At 73.4% G+C, this 17,944-nt stretch carries 4 protein-coding genes; all 4 read right to left on the bottom strand.

The window, feature by feature from the left end; genetic code table 11:
* Positions 1 to 3: 3 nt before the first annotated feature.
* Complete coding sequence (locus tag ACQP2T_RS21945; protein WP_433517969.1) at positions 4 to 1,287, bottom strand: activator-dependent family glycosyltransferase; 1,284 nt, start codon at positions 1,285 to 1,287, stop codon at positions 4 to 6.
* A 44-nt stretch (positions 1,288 to 1,331) separates the two neighbouring features.
* A complete protein-coding gene (locus ACQP2T_RS21940) occupies positions 1,332 to 3,896 on the bottom strand; it encodes an FtsX-like permease family protein (protein WP_433517968.1) in 2,565 nt (854 codons plus the stop codon).
* The gene (locus tag ACQP2T_RS21935; RefSeq protein ID WP_433517967.1) at positions 3,896 to 4,672 is read right to left on the bottom strand and encodes an ABC transporter ATP-binding protein; all 777 of its coding nucleotides are present in this window, start codon (positions 4,670 to 4,672) and stop codon (positions 3,896 to 3,898) included. The genes ACQP2T_RS21940 and ACQP2T_RS21935 overlap by 1 nt, the downstream gene beginning before the upstream one ends.
* 142 nt (positions 4,673 to 4,814) lie before the next feature.
* A complete protein-coding gene (locus ACQP2T_RS21930) occupies positions 4,815 to 17,924 on the bottom strand; it encodes an SDR family NAD(P)-dependent oxidoreductase (RefSeq protein ID WP_433517966.1) in 13,110 nt (4,369 codons plus the stop codon).
* Positions 17,925 to 17,944: the final 20 nt, after the last annotated feature.

Here is a 17,944-nt window from a genome sequence, read left to right as displayed (position 1 = left end):
GGCTCATCTCCGGGTCGGGGAAGCCGCCTGGTGACGGGCGACCAGCTCTTCTAGATCACGTACGCCGTCGGCGGGGGTCGGCGTCTTCGCCATGTCCTGCTGGATCCGGATCGCGTTCCGCCGGAACCCTTCGTCGTCCAGCAGCCGCACCAGCCCGTCGCGCAGCGTCCGCGCCGAGAGCTGGTCGGGCTCGATGACCAGGCCCGCTCCCTGCTGGGCTATCTGAAGGGCCATGCCCGTCTCGTCGTAGAGCTGGGCGGGGACGATGAGCTGGGGCACGCCCTGGGTGATGGCCGTGCAGGTGGTCCCCGTGCCGCCGTGGTGGACGATGGCCGAGCAGCCGGGCAGCAGGGAGTTGAGCGGGACGAAGTCCACGATGCGGACGTTCGCCGGGACCTTCGCGCCGTCCAGCTGGTTCTCCTTCAGGGTCGCGACCACCTCGACGTCCAGGTCGGCCACGGCCTCGAACAGCTCGGCGGCCCCGACGCTGCCGCGCCCACCCCAGACCTCCCTGCCGGACACCCCTAGGGTGAAGCAGACGCGCCTCCGGGACGGTGGCTCCCTGAGCCAGGCCGGGATGGTCGAGGGGCCGTTGTAGGGGATGAAACGGACGCGCAGGTGGTCTTCCTCGCCGGGGAAGCGCAGCCAGGCCGGCATGGAGTCGACCGTGGCCTGGCCGAGGATCACCTCCTCGTCGAAGTCGCAGCCGTACGCGGTCAGCTTCGCCGTGATCCACTCGACCACGGGGTCCTCACGCGGATCGTCCGGCCGCTCCGCGCGCAGCCGGAGGAACAACGAGCGCATCCGCGCCCAGTGGTCGCGGCCGAAGGTGGTCCGTACCTGCGCCGCGCCGCAGGCCCGGGCGGCCACGGGGCCCGGGAAGGTGATGGAGTCCCAGACCACCAGGTCGGGCTGCCAGCTCCGGCAGAAGGCGACCAGGTCGGCGTACATGGACTCGTCGGTGATGAAGTCCAGGGCCATCGGGGAGCAGAAGGCGTCCAGGCAGTCGCGGACGTACTCGTAGGTGAGCACCTCGGGGCGCTCCTCCGCGATGTCGTATCCGGAGCCGTATATCTGCCGGTCAAGTGGTGTCTCCAGCAGCCGCTCGGCCACATCGGACTTTCCGCCGACCGATAAAGCGGTCAAGCCGGTCCGGGTAATGGCGTCGACGATGTCCGGCTGGCCGGCGACGATTACTTCGTGGCCCGCGGCTTTCATCGCCCAGGCGATGGGGACCATGAGAAAGAGGTGCGCGTTTGCCGCGTGTTGAGTGAACAGAACACGCATGAACAATTCCTCCAAATTATTTATCGCGTCGAATGGGACGCTACCTATGCGCGGATGACCGCCCGACCCCTAGGGGACCCCTCACGCTCCCCTGTGCGCGGCCGGATGATCGCCCAGACGGGGGACAGCGTCGCCACCAGGGCGGACAGCGTGGCGGAGCAGATCACGGCCAGATAGACCCAGGCCGGCCCCGGGGGCATCGGTGAGCCGTTGACCGCCATGGCGAACGGAATCAGGATGGGCGCGACCGCCGTCGTGCCGAGCACGACGCCGACCATGGCGACCACCACGGCCTCGATCCCCACCATGCGCAGGATCTGGCCACGGGTGAACCCGATCAGGCGCTGCAGACGGAACTCCCTGCGCCGCGAGCCGGCTCCCATCGCCTGGGCGCTGATCACCGAGATGCCGGCGAAGATGATGATCACTCCGGTGAACAGATAGTTGATCCAGGCCCGGGTCCGCCCCTGCTCGACGGCGGTCGTGGACGGCCCGATGCCGTCGCTGACCCGCAGCGTGGGCAGGCGGCCCGTCGCCTCGACGAGGTCGGCGCGCAGTTTCCGGGCGTCACCGCCTGGCGCCGCCCGGACCAGGATCTGGGTCGGCGAGCCGGCGGTGGTGTGGGCGGCGAGCAGCGTGGCGGGCATGAGGATCATCTCGCCGCCGGGCCGGTCCGCGAGCAGCGCGACCACCCTCAGGTCCACCTTGGCGCCGTCGCCCAGCCGCAGGGTGATCGCGTCGCCGATCCCCTTGCCGAGCTCGCGGGCGTGCTGCCGGGTGAGCGCGACGGAGTCGCCACGCAGCCCGGTGAGCGTGCCCGCCGTGAGGGAGATGTCCGTGACCCCCGCCGCGCCGTCCGCCGTGAGGCCCAGGAGCGGCCAGCCGTGTTCGCTCTGCGACGGGTCGTACGGGCTCTCGACGAACCCGCTGCTGGTCGCCAGCTCCGACGCGGCCATGACCCCTGGGACGGTCCGGACGCGGCCGAGCAGGCCGGGACCGAGGCCGCCGGTGATCACGTGGTCGGCCCGCAGGTCCTCCAGGCGGACCTGCCGGACCTGGTCGGCCTGCGTCATCTGCAGATAGATGTTCGCGGTGCTGATGCCGGTCGCGAGCATGATGGGCAGGATCGCGGTGGCCATGCCGAACGGCCGGGCGCAGCTGTTGAGCAGGGCGAGGCGGCCGATCGTCCTGGGCCGCGCGCGTACGGCCCGGCCGACCAGCCCGCTCATCGCCTTGGTCATCCTGGAGGCCACCACGGCCACGCCGAGGATCACCACGATCGCGGCCAGGCAGGCGACGCTCACCGCGGCCGAGCGGATCATCACCATGGCCGAGCAGATCGTCGTGCCCACCACGCCGAGGCAGATCAGGGCGAGCGCCGCGCGTGCCCGGTCGAGCCCGTGGTCCTGCGGCACCGAGCTGAGCGCCGTGGCGGGGCGAGGTCGCGCGGCCCGCCAGATCGGGAAGAAGGCGGCCGCCAGCCCGGTGCACAGGCACACCACGGCCGCGACCGCGGCCGGGAGCCAGCCCGGGTCGAACCGCATGGCCGCCGGTACGACCCCGTCGCGCACCAGGTGCCCGAACAACTGACCGCCGAGGTTGCCGCCGAGCACCGTGCCCGCCGCCGTGGCGACCACCGCGATCGTCGTGACCTCGCCGAGCATCATCAGGCGGACGCGGCGCGGCGGCGTGCCCATCGCCTGCAGCAGCGTCAGCTCCGGCGCCCGGTGCTCGACCAGGAGTTTCATGGTGCTGACCAGGACGAGCATGCCGACCAGGAGCGTCGTGCCGCCGATCAGGCCGGCGATCGTGATCAGGTTCTCGCGGCCGGCGCGCGCCTGCGCGAACTCGGCGAGCCCGCGGTCGTCCCCGGTGAGCGTCACCGCGGACTGGCCGCGCAGGGTGGCGCGCACCCGGTCGGCGAGCGCCTGCTCGCCCGTCCCGGGCACGGGGATCACGGCTATCGCGTCCACCGAGTCCGGATGGCCGGACAGCCACCGCGCGTCGTAGGGCGTGAAGAACATCGCGGCCGCCGTGGCCGTACGTCCCGCCGCCGGGGCGGCCACACCGGTCACCCGGAAGCTCGCGACGGCGCCGCGGGCAACGACCTGGATCCGGTCGCCCACGTGGCCGCCCGATCGCGTGGCGAGCGCCGCGTCCAGCACGACGTCTCCGGCCGTCGCGGGCGCGGTGCCGGACCGCAGCTCGTACGGCAGCAGCCCCGCTGAGGTCCATTCGTGCCCCGTCGCCCGGAGCGCGTGCCCGCCGAGCATGGTGACGGGAATGGAGACGTCACCGATGACGTCGGCGACGCCGGGCACCGCCCGCACGGTCTCCAGCAGGGACCGGCTCAGGCGTACGGTCTCGGACAGGCTCGCCCATTCGACGTCGTCATCACGGGGGTCGGCGTCCGGCAGCCGGTAGGACGGGTCGCCCGCGACCACCACCGCGGCGCCGGCCAGCCGCTCGGGCGGGAAGGCGGCCTGGATCCCCGCCGCCATCAGCCCCGCGCAGGCCGCCACGATGGCGGTGGCGGCGAAGACTGTGGCGAGCACCGCCGAGAACGCGCCCCTGCGGTGGGACAGAGTGCGCAGGGCCAGGCGCCACATCAGGACGGCTCTCCCCGGTCCCACATCGCCAGGTGGGCCATCCGCTCCGCCGCCGCCTTGCTGGGCGGGAGCTCCAGCTCCTCCACGACCCGGCCGCCGGCCATGAAGAAGACGTGGTCGGCGTAGGCCGCGATCCGCGAGTCGTGCGTGGCCACCACCACTGTCTGTCCCGCCCGCGCCGCTTCGCGCAGCAGGCCGAGCACCTGGCCGACGCCCTCGTTGTCCTGCGCGCAGGTGGGCTCGTCGGCGAAGATCACCGGCGCCCGGCCGACCAGGGCCCGCGCGACCGCCACCCGCTGCTGCTCGGCGAAGGACAGCCGGTGCGGCAGGTCGTGCAGGTGGTCGGTCAGGCCGATCTGCGCGATCACCCGGTCCAGCAGGACGGTGTCGACGCTCCGGCCGGCCAGGTAACCGGGCAGCGCGATGTTCTCCGCCACGTTGAGCGCGGGCAGCAGGTTGGACCCTTGGAAGACGAAGCCGAGCCGGTCACGCCGCAGCCTGGTCAGCGACGCGTCGTCGAGGTCGGTCAGCTCCTCGCCGTCGAGGAGCACCGACCCTGACGCCGGCCGCTCCAGCCCCGACGCGCAGCGCAGCAGCGTGCTCTTGCCGGACCGCGACGGCCCGATGACCGCGGTGAGCGCCCGTTTCCGGCAGCCGATCGTGACGCCGCTCAGCGCCTCGAAGCTGCCCTTCCTGGTGGTGTACGTCTGTCGTACGGAATTCAACCGCACGATGTCGTCTTCTTCGCTCCTTGGATTGTCCGCAGGTCTGCTCATAGAACGGATGTTAATCACCGATTCATATTCCGCGCATCGGCCTGGAGGGCCATCCGGGCCATCCTCTTCAGGGATGGTTCGGTGGCATGAACGGTACTCAGGGCGGAAAATGGGGCTCTTTATCGGCATCCATGACATGGCATCAGAATTCTTTGTCGAGAATGGTGAAAAGTTCTTCGGCGCTGGCCGATTCGAGCGCCGGGTCCTCCGGCCGGCCGTGCGCCTCGGCCCACTTCGCCGTGAGCGCCTTGAGCCGGGCGGTGATCCGCGCGTGCCCGTCGGGATCCGGCATGAGCCGGTCCAGCGCCTGTTCGAGCTCGGCCAGCTCGGCCTCCAGCGGTTCGGCGGCCGTTTCGTCGTCGCCGAGCAGCTCGGTCTTGATGAAGGCGGCCACGGCTTCCGGCGTCGGGTAGTCGAAGACGAGCGTGGCGGGCAGGCGTACGTCCGCCGCCGCGCTCAGCCGGTTGCGCAGCTCGACCGCGGTCAGCGAGTCGAACCCCAGCTCCTTGAACCCCCGCACCGGATCGACCGGGTCCTCGCTGTCGTGGCCGAGCACGGCGGCGACGTGGGTGCGTACCAGGCTCAGCAGCAGGCGGTCACGCGCCGCCCTGGACAGCGGCGTCAGCCGGTCCGTCAACGAGACGGGCGTGGCGGAAGGAGCCGTGACCGAGGCCGTGGCGGGCGCCCGCCCGACAGGGGCGGTGACCAGGCCACGGAGCATCGGCGGCGGCCCTTCCTCCCGCGACCGCATGGCCGCGAGATCCAGCCGGATCGGCACCAGCGCGGCCTCGTCGAGCGCGAGCGACTCCTCGAACAGCGCCAGCCCCGCCTCGGCCGACAGCGGCAGCAGGCCCGAGTGACGCAGCCGGCGCAGATCGGCCTCGCCGAGCTGGGCGGTCATCCCGCCCACCTCCGGCGCCCACATGCCCCAGGCCAGCGAGAGCCCCGGCAGGCCGGCCGCCCTGCGGTTCGCGGCCAGCGCGTCGAGGAAGGCGTTGGCCGCCGCGTAGTTGCCCTGCCCGGCGGCGTCGAGCGTGCCGGCCGAGGAGGAGAAGAGCACGAACGCCGACAGGTCCAGATTTTTCGTGAGTTGGTGAAGATGCCAGGCGGCGTCTGCCTTTGGCCGCCAGACCGTGTCCACCTGGGCGGGCGTGAGCGAGCCGATGACGCCGTCGGCCACGACGCCCGCCGTGTGCACGACCGCGGTCAGCGGGCGGCCCGCGAGCAGTGCCGCGAGTGCGTCGCGGTCGGCGACGTCGCACGCCGCGACCTCGACGCGGGCCCCCTGCTCGGTGAGCTCCGTGCGCAGCCGGTCGGCGCCCGGGGCGTCGAGCCCTCTGCGGCCGACCAGCAGCAGGTCGCGTACGCCGTGCGCGGCCACCAGATGCCGGGCCACCAGCGCGCCGAGCCCGCCTGTGCCGCCGGTGACGAGCACAGTGCCGGTGCCGGTGCCGGCACCGGTGCCAGTGCCGGCGCCGCCGATCGGCGCGGGCACGGTCAGCACGATCTTGCCGGTGTGCCGGGCCTGCGCCATATACCGGAACGCCTCGGGCGCGCGTCGCACGTCCCAGACGCGGGTCGGGAGGGGTGCGAAGGTGCCTTCCTCGAACAGCTTCACCAGCTCGGTCAGGATCTCCTGGGTCCGGTCCGGCCCGGCGTCGGAGAGGTCGAAGGGCGCGTAGCGGACGCCGGGCGCGATCGTCTCCGCGTCCCGGATGTCGGTCTTGCCCATCTCCACGAACCGGCCACCGGGAGCCAGCATGCCCAGCGAGGCATCGGTGAACTCACCCGCGAGCGAGTTGAGCACCACGTCGACCTGGCCGAACTTCTCCGCGAACTCCACCGTCCGCGACGAGGCCACATGCTCCCCATCCAGCGGCAGCGACGCCCACTTGCCGGGACTCGCCGTACCGAACACCTCCGCGCCCAGCCACCGCGCGAGTTGCACCGCCGCCATACCGACCCCACCGGCGGCCGCGTGCACCAGCACCCGGTCACCCGTTTTAAGGTCGGCCAGATCGACCAGCCCGTAGTAGGCGGTCGCGAACACGGCCGGCACGGCGGCCGCGTCCACGAAGGACCAGCCGTCCGGCATGTGCACCACCATCCGGTGATCGGTCACCGTATAGGGCCCGAAACCACCCTCGAACAGCCCGAACACCCTGTCGCCGGGAGCGAACCGGGTGACGCCGGAGCCGACCTCGACGACCACGCCGGCGCCTTCGCCGCCGATGGACGCCTCGCCCGGGTACATGCCGAGGGCCATCAGGACGTCACGGAAGTTGAGCCCGCAGGCCCGCATGGACACGCGTACCTCGAACTCCTCCAACGGCCGCCGGGCCGCGTCGCAGACGGTCGCCGCCAGGGCGTCGATCGTCCCCGGCTCGGTGATCTCCAGATGCCAGGAGCCCGCACCGGGCGGCGGCTTCAGCAGGCCGTCCTCACCGATCCTGGTCAGGCGTGGCGCGAGGGCGTCGCCGTCGCGAAGGGCCAGCTCGGGCTCCTGACCGGTCGGTACGGTGGGCAGCGCCCGGTAGGAGGCCGCCGTGCCGTCCACGTCGACGAGGAGGAACCGATCGGGGTTCTCGGCCTGCGCGGCGCGTACCAGACCCCAGACGGGGGCGTGGGCCAGATCGGGGGTGTCGTCGTCGGCCCCGGTCCGCACCGAGTCGCCGGTCACCAGCACCAGCCTGGCTCCGCCGAAGCGCTCATCGGCCAGCCAGCCCTGCAGCAGGCCGAGCGTGCGGCCGGTCAGCTCGCGCGCGTCCGCCGAGGGATCCGCCGAAGCGGGCTCGCGTCCCGTGGGGATCACACCCACCGACTCGGGTTCGTGTCCTGCGGAGACCAGCCCTGCGGGCTCGTACCCAGCCGAGACCAGCACCGCCGTCGGCGGCGGGCTCAGTGCGGCCAGCGCGTCCAGGTCCGGGACGGCGCGCGCGGAGAGTCCTGCGGCGCGCAGGCCCGTGAGCAGCTCGCCGTCGTCGGCGCCGAGCACCGCCCAGTCGCCGCGCGAGCCGCCGACGGCCACTCGCGTCCACTTCACCTGGTACGGCGAGGCGCCCGCCCCGCTCCGACCGGCGCCGAACCCGGCGCCGGAGACGGGCCGCATGGCCAGCGAGCCCACGCCGGCCAGCGGCGCGCCCGTCGCGTCCGCCACGGTCAGCAGCGGCGCGCCCGAGCCGTCTGCGGACACCTGGACGCGGGCGGCGGTGGCGCCGGTCGCGTACAGGCTGACGTCGGTCCAGCTGAAGGGCAGCTCAACCCCAGGACGCTCGACCCCAGAACGCTCGGCCACCGTCGCCGAGCGGCCCTGCGGATCCCCGGCCACCGCGATCGTGCCGATCCGAGGATCCCCGGGCGCCATCGCCCTGCCGTCCCGGGAATCCTCGGTCGCCAGCCCGATGGCGTGCAGCACGGCGTCAAACAGCGCGGGATGCAGGCCGAAGCTGCCCGCGTCCGCCACCACGCCGTCGGGCAGCTCAATGTCGGCGAACACCGCGCCGTCGCGCCGCCAGGCCGCGCGCAGCCCTCGGAAGGCGGGCCCGTATTCGGTGCCCTCGACGGCCAGCCGCGCGTAGAGGTCGCCGACGTCGATGGGCGTGGCGCCGGGCGGCGGCCATTCGGCCAGGTCGAAGGAGGGGCGTTGGTCCGCGACGGCGAGCGTCCCGGTCGCGTGCCGGGTCCAGGGCCGTTCGCCCGTGGTGGCCCGCGAATAGACGGTCACCGTACGGCGGCCCGAGTCGTCCGCTCCGGAGACGATCACCTCGATCGTGACGGCGTCCCGCTCCCCCAGCACGAGGGGAGCCTCCAGGGTCAGCTCTTCGACGAGGTCGCACCCGGCCTGGTGGCCGGCCGCGACGGCGAGCTCGACGAAGGCCGTGCCCGGGACCAGCACGGTGCCGAGGATCCGGTGATCGGCCAGCCAGGGGTGGGCGGCGAGCGAGAGCCTGCCGGTGTACAGCGTCCCACCGGTGTCGGGCAGCTCGACCGCGGCACCCAGCAGCGGGTGAGCCGCGGCCTCGAGCCCGAGCGAGGCGGGATCGCCGCCGTGGTGGGCGAGCTTCAGCCAGTAGTGCCGGCGCTGGAAGGCGTAGGTGGGCAGATCCACTCGCCGGGCTCCGGCGAAGAAGATGTCCCAATCCACCTCCGCGCCGCGTGCGTACGCCCGGCCGACGGCCGTGACCAGTTGCCCGGCCTCGTCCCGGTCTCGCCGCAGCAGCGGCACCGCCACCGGCGCGGCTTCCCGCTCCGAGGCGCCTTCCTGGACCAGCCCCGACAGCACCGCGTCGGGACCCAGCTCCAGGAGGGTCCGTACGCCCCGCTCGCGCAGGAAGGCGACGCCGTCGGCGAACCGTACCGGCTCCCGCACGTGCCGCACCCAGTACTCGGCCGAGAACCGTGACACCGGCTCACCAGTCAGGTTCGACACCACCGGGATGGCCGCGTCCTGGTACTCCAGTCCGGCGGCCACCTCGCCGAAGGCGCCGAGGATCGGCTCCATGCGATGGGAGTGGAACGCGTCGCTGACCCGCAGCCGCCGGCACCTCAGCCCGCGCCGGCCGCACTCCGCCGCCACCCGCTCCACCGCGGGCTCGTCGCCCGAGACCACGATCGAGGCCGGTCCGTTCACCGAGGCGACCTCCACCTGGCCCGCCACGTCGGAGAGCTCGGCCAGCAGCTTGGCGACCGTCCCCTCTCCCGCCGCGACCGCGAGCATCGCCCCGCCCTGCGGGAGGCTCTGCATCAGCCGGCCCCGCGCCGCCACGAGCGCGCACGCGTCCTCCAGGGACAGCACGCCCGCGACGTGCGCCGCCGCGAGCTCGCCCACCGAGTGGCCCATCAGGTAGTCCGGCGCCATCCCCCACGACTCCAGGAGCCGATAGAGGGCCACTTCCACGGCGAACAGCCCGGTCTGGGCGTACTGCGTCTGGTCCAGGAGCTCCGGCCTGCCCCACATCACCTCGGTCAGGGGCACGTCCAGGTGGCGGTCCAAGCCCGCCGCGACCGCCTCCAGGTGCTCCTTGAACGTGGGGAACGCCCTGGTCAACTCCAGGCCCATCCCCACCCGCTGGCTCCCCTGGCCGGTGAACATGTAGCCCACCCCGGCGCCCTCCGTGTCCCCGGGACCGCTGACGACGTCGACCGGCTCGGCCCCTTCGGCGACCCGCGCCAGACCCGCCACCAGCTGCGCCCGATCGGCCGCCACGACGACGGCCCGATGGTTCAGCAGCGACCGCGTTCTGACCAGCGAGTACCCCAGCTGCGCGGGGCCCACGTCCTCGGAGGCCGCCACGAAGTCCCGCAGCCGCTCCGCCTGCGCCCGCAGCGCGTCCGCGCCACGCGCGGAGACCACCACTGGCACCGGTACGTCGGCGACCGGCACGTCGGCGGGGACCGGCTCCTCGGCCGGAACGCCCTCGATCACCACGTGCGCGTTGGTCCCGCTGATGCCGAACGACGACACGCCCGCCCGGCGTGGCCGCCCGTCGCGGTCCTGCCAGGGGGTCGCCTCGGTCACCAGCGACACCGCGCCCGCCGACCAGTCAACGTGCGAGGAGGGAGCGTCGACGTGCAGCGTCTTCGGCAGTACGCCGTGCCGCATCGCCAGGACCATCTTGATCACACCGGCGACGCCGGCCGCGCACTGGGTGTGCCCGATGTTGGACTTGACCGTGCCCAGCCACAGCGGCCGATCCTCCGGACGGTCTTGTCCGTACGTGGCCAGCAGCGCCTGCGCCTCGATCGGGTCCCCGAGCGTGGTGCCGGTGCCGTGGGCCTCGACCGCGTCGATGTCGGCCAGGCCGAGCCCGGCGTTGGCCACCGCCTGGCGGATCACCCGCTGCTGGGACGGCCCGTTCGGCGCGGTGAGCCCGTTGCTGGCGCCGTCCTGGTTGACCGCGCTCCCGCGCACGACCGCCATCACCTGGTGGCCGTTGCGACGCGCGTCCGACAGCCGTTCCAGCAGCAGCAGGCCCACGCCCTCGGCGAACGCCGTGCCATCCGCCGCCTCCGCGAACGCCTTGCACCGCCCGTCCCGCGCCAGACCCCGCTGCCTGCTGAACTCCACGAAGATCTCCGGCGTGGACAGCACGGTCACACCACCGGCGAGCGCGAGCGTGCTCTCGCCGCGGCGCAGCGACTCGCAGGCCAGATGGAGCGCGACCAGGGACGACGAGCACGCCGTGTCCAAGGTGACGGCCGGACCTTCCAGGCCGAGCGCGTAGGCGACGCGGCCGGACATCACCGAGCTGGAGTTGCCGGTGATCAGGTATCCCTCCACCTCCTCGGGCAGGGGTCCGGGTCCGGTGCCGTAGCCGGTGGCGGAGGCGCCGACGAACACGCCCGTCGAGCTGCCCCTGAGGTCGCCGGGGTCGATGCCCGCGCGTTCGAGGGTCTCCCAGGCGGCTTCGAGCAGCAGCCGCTGCTGCGGGTCGGTGGCCAGGGCCTCACGCGGCGAGATGCCGAAGAAGGCCGCGTCGAAGTCCCCGGCCTCGTACACGAAGCCGCCCACCCGCACATAGCTACTGCCGGCGCTCTCGGTGCCGGGGTCGTAGAGCCGCTCCAGGTCCCAGCCGCGGTCGGCGGGGAACTCCGACATCGCGTCCCGGCCTTCGGCGAGCATGCGCCACAGCGCCTCCGGCGAGTCGACGCCGCCGGGATAGCGGCAGCCCATCCCGACGATGACGATCGGATCGTCGTCGAGCGAGGCGGCGGGGGTGGCGACCGGCGCGACGGGGGCCGCCGCGCCGAGCAGCCTGCCCTTGATGTGCTGGGCGAGCGCGGCGGGCGTCGGATAGTCGAAGACCAGCGTCGCGGGCAGCCGCAGCCCGGTGGCGGCGTTGAGCCGGTTGCGCAGCTCGATGGCGGTCAGCGAGTCGAAGCCGAGCTCCTTGAACGCCCGGCCGGCGTCCACCGAGCCGACGTCGGCATGGCCGAGCACAGTGGCGGCCTGCGCCCGGATCAGAGAGACCAGCACCTGGTCGCGGTCGCTCTCGGGCAGCCCGGCCAGCTGCTGCTCCAGCGCGGAGGCGACACCGCCGGGTACGGCGCCCGCCGCGACGCCCCGATGCGCGGGCGCGTGGACCAGGCCGCGCAGCATCGGCTGGACCCCGGCGGGGTCGCGGCGCATCGCGGCGAGGTCGAGGCGGATCGGCGCCAGCAGGGCCTCGTCCACCGTCAGAGCGGCGTCGAAGAGCGCCAGCCCGTCCTCGGAGGACAGGCCGCGGGCGCCCGACCGCTCCATCCGCGCTATGTCGGCGTCCCGCAGATGGGCGCTCATGTTGCTCCGCTGTTCCCAGAAGCCCCAGGCCAGCGATACGGCGGCGAGGCCGTGCGCACGCCGGTGCGCGGCCAGCGCGTCCATGAACACGTTCGCCGCCGCGTAGTTGCCCTGCCCGGCATCGCCCAGGACACCGGCCGCGGAGGAGAACAGCACGAACGCCGACACGTCGAGTTCCTTTGTCAGCTCGTGCAGGTTCCACGCCCCGTCGACCTTGGGCCGCAGCACCGCGTCCACGCGCTCCGGCGTCAGCGCGGCCACCACGCCGTCGTCCAGCACTCCGGCGGTGTGCACCACCCCGCGCAGCGGGGTCTGTATCCCGGCCAGCACCTCGGCCAGGGCGGCCCGATCCGCCACGTCGCAGGCCACGACGCGCACCCGCGCGCCCGCCCCGGACAGCTCTTCCAGCAGTTCCGGCGCTCCGGCGGCCGAGATCCCGGACCTGCTCACGAGCAGCAGATCCTGTACGCCGTGCACCGAGACAAGATGGCGCGCCACCAGCGCGCCCAGGCCGCCCGTGCCACCGGTGACCAGCACCGTCCCGCCGCCGCCGAACGTGGGCGGCATCGACAGCACGATCTTGCCGGTGTGCCGGGCGAGCGACATGAACCGCAGCGCCTCGCCGGCCCGCCGCACGTCCCAGACCCGGACCGGCGGCAGCTCCAGCGCGCCCCGCTCGAACAGGGCCATCACCTCGGCCAGCAGCTCGCCCAGGCGGTCGGGACCGGCCTCCATCAGGGAGTAGGGGAGGTAACGCAGGCCGGGGTGAGCGTCGGCGACCTGGCCGGGTTCGCGCAGGTCGGTCTTGCCGATCTCCAGGAACCGGCCGCCCGCGGCCACCATGTCCAGGGACGCGTCGGTGAACTCCCCGGCCAGCGAGTTGAGCACCACGTCGACCTGGCCGAACTTCTGCGCGAACTCCAACGTCCGCGAGGAGGCCACATGCGCGTCGTCCAGGGTGGTCGACGCCCACTTGGCGGGGCTCGCCGTACCGAACACCTCCGCGCCGAACGACCGGGCGAGCTGTACCGCCGCCATGCCGACCCCACCGGCGGCCGCGTGCACCAGCACCCGGTCCCCCGTTTTAAGGTCGGCCAGATCGACCAGGCCGTAGAAGGCCGTCAGGAACGCCACCGGCACCGACGCCGCCTCCGCGAACGACCAACCAGCGGGCATCGGCGCCAGCAACCGCCGATCAGTCACACCCACGGGACCGAAGGCCCCGTCCAGCAGCCCCAGCACCCGATCACCGGGCGCCAGATCGGCCACCGCCGACCCGGCCTCCAGCACCACGCCCGCGACCTCGCCACCGATGGGCTCGCCGTGTTCGGGCACCATGCCGAGGGTGACGACCAGGTCGCGGAAGTTGAGACCGGCCGCCCGCACCGACACCCGTACCTCGTCCGGCCCCAGCGGGCGGGCCGCCTCCGGGCACGGAACCAGGGACAGGCCGTCCAGGCTGCCCTTGACCGCCGCGTCCAGGCGCCATTCCGCGACGCCCACGGGCAGAGCCAGCGTGTCCTTGGTGGCCGCGCGGGCCAGCCTGGGCACCAGCACCTCGCCGGATCGCACGGCCAGCTGCGGCTCAGAGAGCGCCGCGAGCACGGCGGGCACCGGCACGTCGGAGTCGTCGAGGTCCAGGAGCACGAACCGGCCGGGGTGCTCCGACTGCGCGGACCGCAGCAGGCCCCAGACCGGGGCGCTCGCCAGGTCCCGTACCTCCGCGTCGGGCCCGGCCGCCACCGCGCCATGGGTCACCACGACGAGCCGCGCCGAGCTCAGCCGATCGTCGGCCAGCCAGGCCTGTACGAGCCCCAGCGCCCGGTGCGTGGCCGACCGCGCGCCACCCACCACTTCTCCCGGTGCGGAGCCGTCCGTCCCGACGCTCACGAACGGTTCGGAGCCGTCCGGCGAGAAGCTCACGCTGTCCGACCGGAAGCTCACGAACATGGTGTCAGGGAGCGGATCCGACGCGGTCAGCGCCGCCAGGTCCGCGTACTCGGCACTCGCGACGCCCGCCCGGCGCAGGCCGTACGGGTCCGGCCCGAGCACCGCGGCGCCCCCGGCCGGAGCCGGCGTCGGCTGGGCGGCGGGCGCCGCCGTCCACTCGACGCGGAACAGCGAATCGCCATGGGCCACCGAGGCGGCGGAGAGCTGCTGCGCCGAGGCCGCCCGTGAGACCAGCGAGCCCACCGTGGCGACGGGCGCGCCCGAGGCGTCGGCCAGCCACAGCGACAGGGTGTCGGGGCCTGTCGGCGACAGCCGGACCCGCACGGATGCCGCGCCCGTGGCGCGCAGGGACACGCCGGTCCAGGCGAAGGGCAGGCTCAAGCGGTCGTCGGCGGGGTCCAGCAGCGACCCCGCGTGCAGCGCCGCGTCGAGCAGCGCCGGGTGCAGGCCGTACAGCTCGGCGTCGCGGGTCGCCTGCTCGGGCAGCCTGACCTCGGCGAACACCTCGTCACCGCGCAGCCACGCCGCCTTCAGCCCTTGGAACAGCGGGCCGTAGCCGTAGCCGGCGTCGGCCAGCCGATCATAGAGGCCGTCGAGATCAGCGGGCGTCGCTCCCTCCGGCGGCCACTGGGCCAGGTCGAAGACCTCGGGGGCGTCATCGGGGGCGACGTACCCGCTCGCGTGGCGGATCCACGGCGCGTCGGCCGGTGCGTCCTCCGCCCGTGAGTGCACGGTGACACCGCGTCGTCCCGCGTCCTCGGGCGCTCCGACGGACACCTGCAGCCACACCCCGCCGCGCTCGGGTACGACCAGCGGGGCCTCCAGCGTCAGCTCCTCCAGCAGGCCGCAGCCGACCTGGTCGCCCGCCCGGATGGCGAGCTCGACGAAGGCGGTGCCGGGCAGGAGCGGCGTGCCCGCGGCCGCGTGGTCGGCCAGCCAGGGGTGCAGCTGGACCGAGAGGCGACCGGTCAGGAGGGCGCCACCGGATTCGGCGAGCGTCACGGCCGCGCCCAGCAGCGGGTGGCCGGCGTCGGTCAGCCCCGCCGAGGCGACGTCGCCGGCCGACGTGCGGGTCTCCAGCCAGTAGTGGCGGTGCTGGAAGGCGTACGTGGGCAGCTCGACCAGGTTCGCGCCGGGGAGGAGGGCGTCCCAGTCGACGGCCACGCCACGCACGTACGCCTCCGCGACCGAGGTCAGCGCGCGGCGCAGATCGCCTTCCCCACGGCGCAGGGTGCCGCCGCCGAACGCGTCGGCCCCGGCCTCGTCGATCGTGTCCTGCACGCTCATCACGAGCACCGGATGGGCGCTCATCTCAAGGAACGCGTCGTGTCCCCCGGCGAGCAGTTCCTCGATCACGGCCTGGAACTCGATCGGCTGGCGGGCGTTGTGGAACCAGTAGTCGGCGGTCAGCTCGCCGGTGTCCAGGAGTCGCCCCGTGACGGTGGAGTGGAACGGCACCTCTCCCGGGGTCGGGGACACCGTTTCGAGTAGCCGGGTCAGCTCCTCGCGCAGCGGGTCGACCTGGTCGCAGTGGGAGGCCACGGTGCTGGCCAGGAGGCGGGCGCGGACGCCGTCGGCCTCGTACTCGGCGACGAGCTCGGCGAGCGCCTGCTCGTCGCCCACCGCGGTGCACGACGAGGGGCCGTTCTTCGCCCCGATGGACAGCCGCCCGTCCCAGCGGGCCAGCCGTTCCTCCACCTCACCGGCCGCCGCGGCGATGGCCGCGATGGCGCCCTTGCCCACCAGGCGCTCGGCGAACAGGCGGCTGCGCAGCACGATCACGCGTACGGCGTCGGCCAGGGACAGCCCGCCGGCCACGTACGCGGCGGCGACCTCGCCCTGGGAGTGGCCGACGACGGCGGCGGGCCGCACGCCCAGCGACTCCCACAGGGCGGCCACCGACACCATCACCGCGAACAGCACCGGCTGGACGACCTCGAGCCGGTCCAGCGAGGGCGCGCCCGGCTCGCCGCGCAGCACGTCGTGCAGCCGCCAGTCGACGTGGGTCTCGATCTCCGCCGCGCACTCCGCCATGCTCCGGGCGAAGACCGGCGAGGTGTCCAGGAGGTCCACCGCCATGCCGGCCCACTGCGAGCCCTGGCCGGGGAAGATGAAGACGACGCGGCGCTCCGCGGTGGCCTCGCCCTCGGTCGCCTCGGCGGCGGGCTCGCCTTCGGACAGCGCGGTCAGCCCGGCGAGCAGGCCGGTTCGGTCACCGGCGGCGACCACCGCGCGGTGCTGCCAGGTCGAGCGCGAGGTCACCAGCGAGTGGGCGACGTCGACCGGGCGAAGGTCCTCGTGATCCGCCAGATGGGCCGCCAGCCGGGCGGCCTGCGCGCGCAGCGCCTCGGGCGCCTTGCCCGACAACACCAGGGGGACGACGGCCGGGGGCGGACCGCCGTCCCCATCCGTGGTGGCTGCTGCGGGCGGCTCCTCCAGGATCAGGTGCGCGTTGGTACCGCTGACGCCGAAGGAGGAGACGCCGGCTCGCCGCGGGGCATCGCCCGCGGGCCAGGGCCGGCTCTCGGTGAGCAGTTCGACCTCGCCGAGGGACCAGTTGACGTACGGCGACGGCTCGTCCACGTGCAGGGTGCGCGGCAGCGTCTCGTGGCGCATGGCCATGGCCATCTTGATCACACCGGCGACGCCGGCCGCCGCCTGGGTGTGCCCGATGTTCGACTTGAGGGAGCCGATGCGCAGCGGCCCGCGTTCGCCCCGGTCGCGGCCGTACGTGGCCATCAGGGCGTGCGCCTCGATCGGGTCGCCCAGCTTGGTGCCGGTGCCGTGCGCCTCGACCACGTCGACGTCGGCCGGAGACAGGCCCGCGTTGCCCAGCGCCCGCCGGATCACGCGTTCCTGGGAAGGACCGTTCGGCGCGGTTAGACCGCTGCTCGCGCCGTCCTGGTTGATCGCCGAGCCCCGGATGACCGCGAGCACGGGGTGGCCCCGGCGGCGCGCGTCCGACAGCCGCTCGATCGCGAGGATGCCGACGCCCTCGGAGAAGCCGGTGCCGTCGGCGGAGGCGGCGAACGCCTTGCACCGGCCGTCCGCGGCGAGCACCCGCTGCCGGCTGAACGCGGTGTAGGTGCCGGGAGTGGACATCACGGTCACGCCACCGGCCAGCGCCAGGTCGGTCTCGCCGTTGCGCAGTGCCTGACAGGCCAGGTGCAGGGCGACCAGGGAGGCGGAGCAGGCGGTGTCGACGGTGAGCGTGGGCCCTTCGAGACCGAGGGCGTAGGCGATCCGGCCGGACACCACGCTCGGGGCGTTGCCCGTCACGAGATAGCCCTCGACCTCTTCCGGCGCCTTGTCCAGCCGGGGGCCGTAGTCCTGCGGCTCGGCGCCGATGAACACGCCGGCCTGGCTGCCGCGCAGCGAGCGCGGGTCGATGCCCGCCCGCTCGAACGCCTCCCAGGAGGCTTCGAGCACCAGCCGCTGCTGGGGATCCATGGCGACGGCCTCACGCGGGTTGATGCCGAAGAAGTCGGCGTCGAACTCACCGGCGTCGTGCAGGAAGTGGCCCGAGCGGACATAGGTGGCGTTGGGCGCGTCCGGGTCGTCGTCGAACAGCCGGTCGAGGTCCCAGCCCCGGTCGACGGGGAACCCGGTCAGGGTCTCCCCGCTCTCGGCGACGAGCCGCCACAGCTCTTCGGGAGTGGTGATCCCGCCCGGATAGCGGCAGCCGACGCCGATGATGGCGAGGGGCTCGTCCGCCCGTGCCCCGGCGGCGATCGGATCGATGTCGGCCGTCTCCGCTTCAGCCAGCCCGAGCACCTCGGTGAACAGGTACTCGACGACCGCCTCGGGGGTGGGGTGGTCGAAGGCGATCGTTACCGGCAGTTCGGCGCCGACCGCCTGGGCCAGGCGGTCGTGCAGCTCGACGGCGGCCAGCGAGTCGAGTCCCAGTTCCCTGAAGCCGCGCTGGGGATCCACCGCGTCGGGGGCGTCTGGGAGCACGGTCCGCAGGACCTCGACGGTCAGGTCGTGCACCAGGTCGGCGAGGAAGCGACGCTGCTCGCTCAAGACACACACTCCGCTCACTC

This window comes from Nonomuraea sp. CA-143628 (genome assembly GCF_050942315.1).
In the GTDB taxonomy this organism is placed as follows: domain Bacteria; phylum Actinomycetota; class Actinomycetes; order Streptosporangiales; family Streptosporangiaceae; genus Nonomuraea.
Note: the sequence above shows the minus strand (reverse complement) of the source record. Positions and strands in the feature narration are given on the sequence as shown.

Coding starts and splice junctions, on each gene's coding strand:
- ACQP2T_RS21945 (WP_433517969.1), bottom strand. CDS start 1,287: ATGCGTGTTCTGTTCACTCAACACGCGGCAAACGCGCACCTCTTTCTC.
- ACQP2T_RS21940 (WP_433517968.1), bottom strand. CDS start 3,896: ATGTGGCGCCTGGCCCTGCGCACTCTGTCCCACCGCAGGGGCGCGTTC.
- ACQP2T_RS21935 (WP_433517967.1), bottom strand. CDS start 4,672: ATGAGCAGACCTGCGGACAATCCAAGGAGCGAAGAAGACGACATCGTG.